The organism is Enterobacter sp. AC1, from assembly GCF_050434705.1.
Classification (GTDB): Bacteria; Pseudomonadota; Gammaproteobacteria; order Enterobacterales; family Enterobacteriaceae; genus Enterobacter; species Enterobacter cloacae_L.
In genome coordinates this window covers 80,258-91,392 of the sequence record NZ_JBNDIZ010000007.1, presented here as the reverse complement: position 1 = coordinate 91,392, position 11,135 = coordinate 80,258, and the positions used below count along the sequence as shown (strand labels likewise).

Here is an 11,135-nt window from a genome sequence, read left to right as displayed (position 1 = left end):
CGGGTAAGCGCAGCGCCACCCGGCAGCGTTGCATTATCCCAGGTCAGCCATCAGCACTTTTGAGCGGCGCTGATAGTTGTACATCTCTTTCTTCGTTTCCGGCAGAGAGTCGATATCCACAGGCGTGAATCCGCGCTCCTGGAACCAGTGAATGCTCCGCGTCGTCAAAACGAACAGCTTGCTCAGACCCATCTGGCGCGCCTGTGCTGCCACGCGCTCAAGGAGCATTTCGCCGCGCGAAGAGCTTCGGTAATCAGGATGCACCGCCACGCAGGCCATTTCACCGATCTTCTCTTCCGGGAACGGATAGAGGGCGGCGCAGGCAATGGTCAGGTTATCGCGCTGAATAATGGTGAATTTATCGATCTCCATCTCCAGCTGCTCGCGCGAACGACGCACCAGAATACCCTGCTGTTCGAGCGGGCGGATCAGCTCCAGAATGCCGCCGATGTCGTTGATGGTGGCGCGGCGTATCTGCTCCGCGCTCTCCATCACAATCTGGGTGCCAATGCCGTCGCGGGAGAACAGCTCCTGCAGCAGGGCGCCGTCTTCCTGATAGCTGATCAGGTGGCTACGGCGCACGCCGCTGCGGCAGGCCTTCACCGCACCGCGCAAAAAACGCACGGTGCCGGAGTGGTAGTCTCCTTCTTCTTCCAGCGCTTCCACGCGCGCTTGGGCTTCGTTCGGGAAGAGTTCTGGCACGATTGCTCCTTCAGCGTTCACGACCCCCTGGGAGGAGCAAAACCCAATCATTTTCTCCGCCTTCAGCTTGATTGCCAGCTGCGTGGCAATCTCTTCCGAGGTGAGGTTAAAGCTTTCACCGGTGACGGAAACCGCCACCGGGCCCATCAGCACGATGGCTCCGCTGTCCAGCTGGCGGTGAATGGCTTCTTCATCAATTCGACGAATGCGCCCGCTGTGGCAATAATCGACGCCGTCGTCCACGCCGAGCGGCTGGGCAATGATAAAGTTGCCGCTCACGACGTTGATATGCGCCCCCTGCAGCGGCGTGTTGTTGAGGCTCATCGACAGGCGCGCCGTAATATCCAGCTGCAGCAGACCCGCCGCCTGCTTCACCAGCTCAAGGGTTTTCGCATCCGTAACGCGGGTATGTTTGTGGTAAATCGGCTCGTGGTGATGGGCGGCCAGGTTGGCATCAATCTGTGGACGCGCGCCATAGACCACGACCAGGCGGATCCCGAGGCTGTGCAGCAGGCCAATGTCATTGACGATGCTGGAAAAATTTTCATGCTCAATGGCTTCGCCGCCAAGCATGATGACAAACGTTTTTCCCCGATGGGCGTTGATATAGGGAACAGAATGGCGGAATCCCTGGACCAGTTCGGTTCTACGTTCCTTCACCATGGCACAACCCTTAATGAATGTTTATTCGTAATTTCTGTATTTTTATTCGATTGTGGGCGCGTGTGCAAGCGCAAATTTTCCGCGACCCACAGAAAATGATAAGTAATCCGTGCGTTAGCGTATGATTGTTTACCCTTTTATAGATGACAGTTTATGCGTCATTCGTTAAAGTTTTCGGTCAATCTGGACATTTTGTATATCAGTCAGTGTTCTTGCTCGGGAGAAGCATGTCGGGATCCAATTCAGCAATAAGCCGCCGCCGTTTGTTAAAAGGGGCCGGGGCAATGTGGTTGCTTAGCGTCAGTCAGGTCGGCCTTGCCGCCACGAGTCAGGTCGTCGCGGTGCGCGTCTGGCCGTCATCGACCTATACGCGCGTGACGGTCGAATCGAATCGCGTACTGAAATATAAGCAATTTGCCCTCAGCAACCCTGAACGTGTGGTGGTGGATCTCGAAGGCGTTAACCTCAACTCCGTGCTGAAAGGAATGGCGGCGCAGATCCGCGGCGACGATCCGTTTATTAAATCGGCGCGCGTCGGGCAGTTTGATCCGCAAACCGTGCGCATGGTGTTTGAACTGAAGCAGAACGTTAAGCCGCAGCTGTTTGCCCTTGCGCCTGTCGCCACGTTTAAAGAGCGTCTGGTGATGGATCTCTACCCGGCAAATGCGACGGATATTCAGGATCCGCTGCTTGCGCTGCTGGAGGATTACAACAAAGGCGATCTGCAGCGTCAGGTTCCGCCTGCGCAAAGCGGTCCGCAGCCGGGGAAAGCAGGGCGCGATCGTCCGATTGTGATCATGCTCGATCCCGGCCACGGCGGCGAAGACTCCGGTGCGGTGGGGAAATATCGCACGCGTGAAAAAGACGTGGTGCTGCAAATTGCCCGTCGTCTGAAGGCGTTGATTGATAAAGAAGGCAATATGCGCGCCTATATGACGCGTAATGAAGACATCTTTATTCCGCTCAAGGTTCGGGTGGCGAAAGCGCAGAAGCAGCGCGCAGATTTGTTCGTGTCGATCCATGCGGATGCGTTTACCAGCCGTCAGCCAAGCGGCTCGTCGGTGTTTGCACTCTCAACCAAAGGCGCGACCAGTACCGCCGCGAGATATCTTGCGGACACCCAGAACGCCTCGGACCTTATTGGTGGCGTGAGCAAGAGCGGTGACCGCTACGTCGACCACACCATGTTCGATATGGTGCAGTCGTTGACCATCAACGACAGCCTGAAATTTGGTAAAGCGGTGCTGGGCAAGCTGGGCAACATCAATAAGCTGCATAAAAACAGCGTAGAACAGGCCGGGTTTGCGGTACTCAAGGCGCCGGACATTCCGTCCATTCTGGTTGAGACAGCTTTTATCAGTAATGTGGAAGAGGAGCGCAAGCTCAAGACGGCAAAATTCCAGCAGGAGGTAGCGGAGTCGATTCTGGCAGGGATACGTGCGTATTTCTCAGACGGGGCGACGCTGGCGCGACGCGGGTAAATCTTTCAGGCCGGGTGAACGCCCGGCAGTTTCACAAACGACAAAAACAAAAAAACACCCTTGAGGGTGTTTATTGTTTTAGAAGTGTTGGTTGCGGGGGCCGGATTTGAACCGACGACCTTCGGGTTATGAGCCCGACGAGCTACCAGGCTGCTCCACCCCGCGTCCGTCTTTCTACTCTTGTAGAAACTTACTTCTTCAAATTTGATTGGTTGCGGGGGCCGGATTTGAACCGACGACCTTCGGGTTATGAGCCCGACGAGCTACCAGGCTGCTCCACCCCGCGTCCGTCTTTCTACAGTCGTAGAAGATACTTCATCAAATTTTAATTGGTTGCGGGGGCCGGATTTGAACCGACGACCTTCGGGTTATGAGCCCGACGAGCTACCAGGCTGCTCCACCCCGCGTCCGTGGATGCGCACTATACTCGGATAGGTTTGTGATGCAACCCCTTTTTCACATAAATCATGATTTTGTATGCAAATTGAACGGCATGGCTCTGTTTGGGCTATTTTTTGCGCAAAATTTGCCAAAGGGCATGGGATCGCATTTCATTAGCCCTGGCGGTTTGTTATCTTCATCACGCGGAAATGGGCAACTTAAAGACGAGATATAATGAAAGGACGTTGGGCGAAGTATCTGATGACGGGCGCAATGGTAGCCATTCTTGCGGCCTGCTCTTCTAAACCGACCGATCGCGGTCAACAGTATAAAGACGGGAAGTTATCCCAGCCTTTCTCTTTAGTTAATCAGCCTGATGCCGTTGGCGCACCGATTAACGCCGGTGATTTTTCCGAGCAGGTTTACCAGATACGCAACGCGTCGCCGCGCCTGTATGGCTCTCAGAGTAGCGTCTATAGCGCGGTTCAGGACTGGCTGCGGGCGGGCGGTGATACGCGCAATATGCGCCAGTTTGGTATCGATGCCTGGCAGATGGAAGGGGCGGATAACTACGGCAACGTCCAGTTCACCGGGTATTACACGCCCGTGATTCAGGCGCGACACACGCGTCAGGGCGAATTCCAGTACCCTATTTATCGTATGCCGCCAAAGCGGGGGCGCCTGCCGTCCCGCGCCGAGATTTATTCCGGTGCGCTGAGCGAAAACTACGTTCTGGCCTACAGCAACTCCCTGATGGATAACTTCATCATGGACGTTCAGGGCAGCGGCTACATTGATTTTGGCGATGGTTCACCGCTTAACTTCTTCAGTTATTCCGGTAAAAACGGCCATGCCTACCGCAGCATCGGCAAGGTGCTGATCGACCGCGGCGAAGTGAAGAAAGAAGACATGTCGATGCAGGCGATCCGCGAGTGGGGCGAAAAACACAGTGAAGCCGAGGTGCGCGAGCTGCTGGAGCAGAACCCGTCGTTCGTCTTCTTTAAACCGCAAAACTTTGCCCCGGTGAAAGGGGCAAGCGCCGTTCCGCTGATTGGCCGGGCGTCGGTGGCATCGGACCGTTCCATAATCCCTGCGGGCACTACGCTGCTGGCGGAAGTCCCTCTGCTGGACAACAACGGCAAATTCAACGGTCAGTATGAGCTGCGTCTGATGGTGGCGCTGGATGTCGGCGGGGCGATTAAAGGCCAGCACTTCGATATCTATCAGGGCATTGGCCCTGATGCCGGCCACCGTGCAGGCTGGTATAACCATTACGGACGCGTATGGGTGCTGAAGGCAGCGCCTGGCGCCGGAAACGTATTCAGCGGCTGATTGTGGTATTCTGAGCGGAATACGGATTACTGTTCAGGGTGAGGAAAACCTCACCCTTTTTACATCTGAGGTTTTATGTCTGTGGTAATCAGCGATGCCTGGCGCCAGCGTTTCGGCGGCACGGCACGTCTCTATGGTGAAAAAGCCCTGCAGCTGTTTGCGGATGCACACGTCTGCGTCGTGGGCATTGGTGGTGTGGGTTCGTGGGCGGCAGAAGCGCTGGCGAGAACCGGTATTGGCGCCATCACGCTGATTGATATGGATGACGTTTGCGTCACCAACACCAACCGTCAAATCCATGCCCTGCGTGATAGCGTCGGCCTGGCAAAATCGGAGGTCATGGCGGAACGTATCCGCCTGATCAACCCTGAATGTCGGGTCACGGTAATTGATGATTTTGTGACGGCAGACAACGTCGCCGAATACATGAGTAAAGGCTATAGCTACGTGATTGACGCTATCGACAGCGTGCGTCCCAAAGCGGCGCTGATCGCGTACTGTCGTCGTTACAAGGTTCCACTGGTGACCACCGGCGGCGCGGGCGGGCAAATCGATCCGACGCAGATCCAGGTGGCCGATCTGGCGAAAACCATTCAGGATCCGCTGGCGGCCAAGCTGCGTGAACGCCTGAAGAGCGACTTTAACGTCGTGAAGAACAGCAAAGGCAAGCTGGGCGTTGACTGCGTGTTTTCGACCGAAGCGCTGGTCTACCCACAGGCGGATGGTTCAGTCTGCGCGATGAAAAGCACGGCGGAAGGGCCAAAACGGATGGATTGCGCCTCAGGCTTTGGTGCGGCCACCATGGTGACCGCTTCCTTTGGCTTTGTGGCGGTGTCTCACGCTCTGAAGAAGATGATGGCGAAGGCGGAACGTCAGGCCTGAACCTGACGTGCGGCTTCCTGCACGGCTTCGCTTAGTGCGATAAGGCCCTGGCCGCGCGAAGCGCTCAGCTGCGCGCGCAGTCCCAGCTCATCAAAGAGCGCCAGCGGCGAGCGCGTCAGCAGCTCCGCCGCGCTTTTTCCCTCAATGGCGGTTAACAGTACCGCCAGTAGCCCGCGTACGATACGTCCTTCGCTGTCGCCAAAGAAATGCAGCTTCTCGCCCGTGACGCTTACGCCCAGCCAGACGCGGTTCTCACAGCCCGCGATCTCTTTTGCCTGCGCTTTAAGCTCGTCAGACAGGGTCGGTAGTTGCTTACCGAGGAGGATCAGCTGGCGATATTTATCCTCCCACTGCGAAAGCGGGGCGAAGGTCTGCTTTAAGGTCTCTTCTGTGATGACTGTGCCAAACGGATGTCCGGCTAAATCTGCGTGAGTCATTAATCCACCAGTATTTCAAGGGCGCGATCGACGGCGGCAACCAGCGCGTCAACGTCGCTTTGCGTATTGTAGGGCGCAAACGAGGCGCGCAGCGTACCGCTCACGCCAAGCGCCGCCAGAAGTGGCTGGGCGCAGTGCTGGCCGGCGCGCAGGGCAATGCCATACCCGGCCAGCAGCGTCACCATGTCGCTATGGTGCACGCCCGCAAAATCAAAGGCGAGCAGGCTCGAGTCCTGCACGCGGAACGAGCGGAAACCCGGGCGCTTTTTGAGTTCTTCCTCTGCCAGCGTCGCCAGTCCCCGGCTCCAGCTTTCAGCCTGAACAATGTCTGTTTCAGCCAGCCACTCGAGCGCGGCGCTCAGGCCAATGACGCCGGCCACGTTCGGCGTCCCCGCCTCAAGACGGTAAGGTATTTCCTGCGTTTTAAAGCCCTCGAAGGTCACTTCGGTAATCATTTTGCCGCCGCCGAGCCACGGCGTCATTTGCGCCAGCAGTTCCGGTTTACCGTACAGCGCCCCGATACCGGTTGGCCCGTAGAGCTTATGTCCTGAGAAGGCATAAAAATCGATATCAAGCGCCTGCACGTCGGCCGGGAAATGCACCACGCCCTGCGCGCCGTCGACCATCACGACCATGCCGCTGGCATGCGCGATGCGAATGGCCTGCGCCAGGTCCGGACAGCCACCGGTGACGTTCGACATCTGTCCGAGCGCCAGAATGCGGCTGCAGGGAGTAATCAGCTCTGGTAGGCGGGCCACGTCGGGCAGAAGGTCTGAACCCAGAGGGAGTTTCACCACGCGTGCACCCGTTTGCTCAGCCACCATCAGCCACGGCACCAGGTTGGCGTGATGCTCCGCCTCGCTGACGATGATTTCGTCGCCCGGCTGAAGCAGTGGGCGCGCGTAGCACTGGGCCACCATATTGATGGCCTCTGTCGTGCCGCGCGTCCAGACGATGTTTTTCCCGCTTTCGGCATTGAGCAGGCGCGCGACCTGATCGCGTGCGGCTTCATAGCGCGCGGTTAATCGCTGCGCTTCGGCAAACTGGCTGCGATGCACGTTGCCGGCGCTGAGGCTGTAGAACTGCTGCGTCGCCTCAATCACCGCCTGTGGCTTAAGGGCGGTGGCGGCGCTATCAAGGTAAATACCGGCATCGGCCAGCGCCGGAAACTGGGCGCGGAACTGCGCAGGGCTGAAAGCGTTCATGGGATTCCTCGTATCAATAATGCGATCGTCGCGCAATTTCAGCGCCAGGGCAAGGAGGTTGATATCTATCAGAATTGTCTGCTTATCCTCATGCCCCTGAAAAAGCAGGTTATGCTAAATAGTGTTAGGCGGATGTTTTAGCCTGTTATAAATCGAGGTTTGAATAGCATTAATTGCTAAAGGAGAATAATCATGAATAAGACAGCTGCAATCATTTCTGCCTGTGCGTTTACTTTTGCCCTGAGCGCCTGTTCTGGTAACAACTACGTCATGCACACCAACGATGGTCGTTCCATCGTTTCGGAAGGGAAACCGACAACCGATAACGATACCGGGATGATTTCATACAAAGATGCTAACGGGAACAAGCAGCAGATCAACCGCACGGACGTGAAAGAGATGAAAGAGATCGAGCATTAACAGATCGATAAGCAAAAAAAAGCACCGCAAATTGGCGGTGCTACATTAATCACTATGGACAGACAGGGTAAATGTACAGGAAGTGAAAAATTGGTAGCGTTGCTACCGTGGTCTGAATCGCAGACCAATTGCAAACACAACAACACAACATCACAACCGTAAGCCAAAAGCCCTTCAGAACACGCATTCCGAAAAAAGCTCTTCGTTCCGGCTCAGGAAGTGCCGCCACTATAGGTATTTGCTGGTAGTTCCTCAACGGACAAATTATAATGGCTCAGATAAAAAAAACTAATAGGTTAAACGTTGTTTCCTGTTTGTTAAAATCCGTTAACATCTAAGCCAGATAACCATGTCAAAGCGATTGCCACCCCTCAATGCATTACGTGTTTTTGATGCAGCAGCACGTCACCTGAGCTTTACCCGCGCAGCAGATGAGCTTTTTGTGACACAGGCCGCAGTAAGTCATCAAATCAAGTCTCTGGAGGATTTTCTGGGCCTTAAGCTGTTTCGTCGACGCAACCGATCGTTGCTGTTGACCGAAGAGGGGCAGAGCTATTTTCAGGATATTAAAGAGATTTTTTCCCAGCTCACTGAAGCCACGCGCAAGCTTCAGGCTCGCAGTGCAAAAGGTGCCCTGACCGTCAGTTTATTGCCCAGTTTTGCCATTCAATGGCTGGTGCCCAGACTCTCAAGCTTTAACTCAGCTTATCCGGGGATCGACGTTCGAATCCAGGCGGTGGATCGTCAGGAAGACAAGCTGGCCGATGATGTGGACGTCGCTATTTTTTATGGTCGCGGTAACTGGCCGGGCTTGCGCGTCGAGAAATTATACGCAGAATATCTCCTGCCGGTCTGTTCTCCGCTGCTGTTAACGGGCGACAAGGCGCTGAAATCACCCGCTGACCTGGCTAAGCATACGCTTTTGCATGATGCTTCTCGCCGCGACTGGCAAACTTATACCCGTCAATTAGGTCTTACTCATATAAACGTGCAGCAGGGACCCATTTTTAGCCACAGTGCGATGGTGTTACAGGCTGCCATTCACGGACAGGGCGTGGCGTTGGCGAACAACGTGATGGCGCAGTCCGAAATTGAGGCAGGCCGTCTGGTTTGCCCTTTTAATGATGTACTGGTCAGCAAGAATGCGTTCTATCTGGTTTGTCATGACAGTCAGGCAGAACTGGGTAAAATAGCCGCTTTCCGGCAGTGGATACTGGCGAAAGCGGCAAGCGAGCAAGAAAAATTCCGCTTCAGGTATGAACAATAACGTTTGTGTGCCGGGCACGCATCAATTCAGGACTTAAACATGACCAGCCGATTCATGCTGATTTTTGCCGCGGTGAGTGGCTTTATTTTTGTTGCACTGGGCGCTTTTGGCGCACATGTTTTAAGCAAATCGTTGGGCGCAGTAGAGATGGGCTGGATCCAGACCGGCCTTGAATATCAGGCGTTCCATACGTTGGCTATTTTTGGGCTGGCGGTGGCGATGCAGCGCCGTATCAGCATCTGGTTTTACTGGAGCAGCGTCTTTCTGGCGCTGGGCACGGTGCTTTTCAGCGGCAGCCTTTACTGTCTGGCACTTTCGCATTTACGCCTGTGGGCGTTTGTTACACCTGTCGGCGGCATCAGCTTCCTGGCGGGTTGGGTATTAATGTTTATCGGAGCTATCCGTCTGAAACGCAAGGGCGTTGTTCATGAATAAGGTTGTTTTATATTGTCGCCCGGGGTTTGAGAAAGAGTGCGCCGCGGAAATTACCGATAAAGCGGCGAAACGCGAAGTCTTCGGCTTTGCCCGCGTGAAAGAGAACGCGGGCTATGTGGTATTCGAATGCTATCAGCCTGAAGATGCAGATAAGCTGGCGCGCGAACTGCCGTTCAGCTCATTGATCTTCGCCCGCCAGATGTTTGTCGCGGGCGAGCTGCTGAAGGATCTTCCGCCGGAAGATCGCATTACGCCAATCGTCGGCATGCTGCAGGGCGTAGTGGAGAAGGGCGGTGATCTGCGCGTTGAAGTCGCGGATACCAACGAAAGCAAAGAGCTGATGAAGTTCTGCCGCAAGTTTACCGTGCCGCTGCGCGCGGCGCTGCGCGATGCGGGCGTGCTGACGAACTACGAAACGCCGAAGCGTCCGGTGGTGCATATCTTCTTTATTGCGCCGGGCTGCTGCTATACAGGCTACTCGTATACCACCAACAACTCTCCCTTCTTTATGGGCATCCCGCGCCTGCGCTTCCCGGCCGATGCGCCAAGCCGATCCACCCTGAAGCTGGAAGAGGCATTCCACGTCTTTATCCCGGCGGATGAGTGGGATGAGCGTCTGGCAAACGGCATGTACGCCGTCGATCTCGGCGCGTGCCCGGGCGGCTGGACCTATCAGCTGGTGAAACGCAATATGTGGGTCTCCTCTGTCGATAACGGCCCTATGGCGCAAAGCCTGATGGACACCGGGCAGGTTACCTGGCTGCGTGAAGACGGCTTCCGCTATCGCCCAAACCGTAACAACATCTCGTGGATGGTGTGCGATATGGTTGAGAAACCGGCAAAAGTGGCCGCGCTGATGGCCTCCTGGCTGGTGAACGGCTGGTGTCGCGAGACGATTTTCAACCTCAAGCTGCCGATGAAAAAGCGCTACGAGGAAGTGTCGCAGAACCTGGCCTACATTCAGGAGCAGATGGACGAACACGGTATTAACGTGGTCATTCAGGCGCGTCAGCTGTATCACGATCGTGAAGAGGTGACGGTGCATGTGCGTCGCTGGTGGGCGGCCGTGGGCGGGCGTCGCGACGAGCGATAGTCCGTGTTGTATTGCCCGGTGGCGCTACGCTTACCGGGCTTACAGAAAAGCGTTAACGCTCCAACCGCAACTGCTGTAAATTCCCGTCCAGCTGCAAATCCGTCTGTAGCGTCGCCACATCCCGGCAGATAAACGCCATCTCTTTATGCGCTTCCAGCTTTTTGCGCCATTTTTCTGGTACCTCATCCAGCCTGGCGTATATCCCCTCCAGGCTCTGAAAATCCGTCAGCAGCTGTGCGGCACTCTTCGGCCCTATGCCCGCCACACCCGGTACCTTTGAGCTACTTATCCCTGCCAGCCCCCAATAGTCGGGCAGTTGCTCAGGCGAGACGCCAAACTCACCGGCGATGAAGGGGGCGTCAAGCCAGCGTTTCTGGAAGTAATCGCGGATACGGATCGTGGGAGAGAGGAGCTGACAGTAGCCTTTATCGGTTGAGACGATCGTCGCCTGATGCCCGGCGCTGGCAATCTTTACCGCAAGCGTAGCCGCCAGGTCATCCGCCTCATTGCCGTGCGCCCCCCAGCATGGGACACCGCGTTGTTCAAAGGCGGCGCGGATAACGGGCATTTCGGCATGCAGGTCGTCCGGCATCGGTGCACGCCCTGCTTTATAGTCCGGGAGGCGCTGATGCCGCCAGCCGCTGTTGCGCGCTTCGTCATCAAATACCGCGACCGCGTGGGTAGGTTCACTGTGGCGAATAAGCTGTTCCAGCGCGTGCAGACAGGTGTCCTTACAGGGCGTGCCCTGTACCGCATGGATACGGCGGATCAGGTTAAGAGCATCGACGATAAGTAAATGAACGGCCACAGATAATCTCCCTTCTATCTAATACGTGA

At 55.8% G+C, this 11,135-nt stretch carries 11 protein-coding genes and 3 tRNA genes; 7 read left to right on the top strand and 7 right to left on the bottom strand.

From position 1 onward, the window contains the following. Window positions 1-33: 33 nt before the first annotated feature. The gene (gene argA / locus M2433_RS18620; RefSeq protein WP_059311720.1) at window positions 34-1,365 is read right to left on the bottom strand and encodes an amino-acid N-acetyltransferase; all 1,332 of its coding nucleotides are present in this window, start codon (window positions 1,363-1,365) and stop codon (window positions 34-36) included. Window positions 1,366-1,592: 227 nt separating this feature from the next. On the opposite strand from argA, the gene amiC reads away from it, so the two are divergent. Then, a complete protein-coding gene (gene amiC, locus M2433_RS18615) occupies window positions 1,593-2,846 on the top strand; it encodes an N-acetylmuramoyl-L-alanine amidase AmiC (protein WP_023309036.1) in 1,254 nt (417 codons plus the stop codon). A gap of 88 nt (window positions 2,847-2,934) precedes the next feature. On the opposite strand, the gene M2433_RS18610 is transcribed toward amiC, so the two are convergent. From M2433_RS18610 to M2433_RS18600, 3 genes are all read right to left on the bottom strand, one after another. Further along, window positions 2,935-3,011: transfer RNA gene (locus M2433_RS18610), tRNA-Met, on the bottom strand. 44 nt (window positions 3,012-3,055) lie between these two features. Continuing rightward, window positions 3,056-3,132: transfer RNA gene (locus tag M2433_RS18605), tRNA-Met, on the bottom strand. Between the two features lie 44 nt (window positions 3,133-3,176). Then, window positions 3,177-3,253: transfer RNA gene (locus M2433_RS18600), tRNA-Met, on the bottom strand. 208 nt (window positions 3,254-3,461) lie between these two features. Here M2433_RS18600 and mltA point away from each other — a divergent pair. Both mltA and tcdA read left to right on the top strand, forming a co-directional pair. Continuing rightward, window positions 3,462-4,559, top strand: coding sequence for a murein transglycosylase A (gene mltA, locus M2433_RS18595; RefSeq protein ID WP_059311721.1), 1,098 nt, complete (start codon window positions 3,462-3,464; stop codon window positions 4,557-4,559). A gap of 75 nt (window positions 4,560-4,634) precedes the next feature. Next, complete coding sequence (gene tcdA, locus M2433_RS18590) at window positions 4,635-5,441, top strand: tRNA cyclic N6-threonylcarbamoyladenosine(37) synthase TcdA (RefSeq protein WP_008499651.1); 807 nt, start codon at window positions 4,635-4,637, stop codon at window positions 5,439-5,441. Here tcdA and csdE read toward each other — a convergent pair. Both csdE and csdA read right to left on the bottom strand, forming a co-directional pair. After that, window positions 5,432-5,878, bottom strand: a complete 447-nt coding sequence (gene csdE, locus M2433_RS18585) for a cysteine desulfurase sulfur acceptor subunit CsdE (RefSeq protein ID WP_429056125.1) — start codon at window positions 5,876-5,878, stop codon at window positions 5,432-5,434. The genes tcdA and csdE overlap by 10 nt on opposite strands. After that, window positions 5,878-7,083, bottom strand: coding sequence for a cysteine desulfurase CsdA (gene csdA / locus M2433_RS18580; RefSeq protein WP_429056124.1), 1,206 nt, complete (start codon window positions 7,081-7,083; stop codon window positions 5,878-5,880). The genes csdE and csdA overlap by 1 nt, the downstream gene beginning before the upstream one ends. 192 nt (window positions 7,084-7,275) lie before the next feature. Between csdA and M2433_RS18575 the strand changes: the two genes are divergently transcribed. From M2433_RS18575 to rlmM, 4 genes are all read left to right on the top strand, one after another. Continuing rightward, a complete protein-coding gene (locus M2433_RS18575) occupies window positions 7,276-7,503 on the top strand; it encodes a YgdI/YgdR family lipoprotein (protein ID WP_008499648.1) in 228 nt (75 codons plus the stop codon). Window positions 7,504-7,852: 349 nt separating this feature from the next. Continuing rightward, window positions 7,853-8,770 carry a glycine cleavage system transcriptional regulator GcvA gene (gcvA, locus tag M2433_RS18570; protein WP_047347998.1) on the top strand — a complete coding sequence of 306 codons (918 nt, stop codon included), beginning with the start codon at window positions 7,853-7,855 and terminating at the stop codon, window positions 8,768-8,770. Between the two features lie 39 nt (window positions 8,771-8,809). After that, complete coding sequence (locus M2433_RS18565; RefSeq protein WP_429056123.1) at window positions 8,810-9,205, top strand: DUF423 domain-containing protein; 396 nt, start codon at window positions 8,810-8,812, stop codon at window positions 9,203-9,205. After that, a complete protein-coding gene (gene rlmM / locus M2433_RS18560) occupies window positions 9,198-10,298 on the top strand; it encodes a 23S rRNA (cytidine(2498)-2'-O)-methyltransferase RlmM (protein ID WP_047347999.1) in 1,101 nt (366 codons plus the stop codon). The genes M2433_RS18565 and rlmM overlap by 8 nt, the downstream gene beginning before the upstream one ends. 52 nt (window positions 10,299-10,350) lie before the next feature. Here the strand turns inward: rlmM and xni are convergent, their stop codons facing one another. Further along, window positions 10,351-11,106 (bottom strand): flap endonuclease Xni, encoded by a 756-nt coding sequence (gene xni / locus M2433_RS18555; protein WP_429056121.1) that lies wholly within the window; start codon window positions 11,104-11,106, stop codon window positions 10,351-10,353. Window positions 11,107-11,135 lie beyond the last annotated feature (29 nt).

Excerpts from the sequence above, each read along its gene's own strand:
- M2433_RS18565 (WP_429056123.1), top strand. The coding sequence starts at position 8,810 with ATGACCAGCCGATTCATGCTGATTTTTGCCGCGGTGAGTGGCTTTATT.
- rlmM (WP_047347999.1), top strand. The coding sequence starts at position 9,198 with ATGAATAAGGTTGTTTTATATTGTCGCCCGGGGTTTGAGAAAGAGTGC.
- csdA (WP_429056124.1), bottom strand. The coding sequence starts at position 7,083 with ATGAACGCTTTCAGCCCTGCGCAGTTCCGCGCCCAGTTTCCGGCGCTG.
- M2433_RS18575 (WP_008499648.1), top strand. The coding sequence starts at position 7,276 with ATGAATAAGACAGCTGCAATCATTTCTGCCTGTGCGTTTACTTTTGCC.
- csdE (WP_429056125.1), bottom strand. The coding sequence starts at position 5,878 with ATGACTCACGCAGATTTAGCCGGACATCCGTTTGGCACAGTCATCACA.
- gcvA (WP_047347998.1), top strand. The coding sequence starts at position 7,853 with ATGTCAAAGCGATTGCCACCCCTCAATGCATTACGTGTTTTTGATGCA.
- amiC (WP_023309036.1), top strand. The coding sequence starts at position 1,593 with ATGTCGGGATCCAATTCAGCAATAAGCCGCCGCCGTTTGTTAAAAGGG.
- tcdA (WP_008499651.1), top strand. The coding sequence starts at position 4,635 with ATGTCTGTGGTAATCAGCGATGCCTGGCGCCAGCGTTTCGGCGGCACG.
- mltA (WP_059311721.1), top strand. The coding sequence starts at position 3,462 with ATGAAAGGACGTTGGGCGAAGTATCTGATGACGGGCGCAATGGTAGCC.
- argA (WP_059311720.1), bottom strand. The coding sequence starts at position 1,365 with ATGGTGAAGGAACGTAGAACCGAACTGGTCCAGGGATTCCGCCATTCT.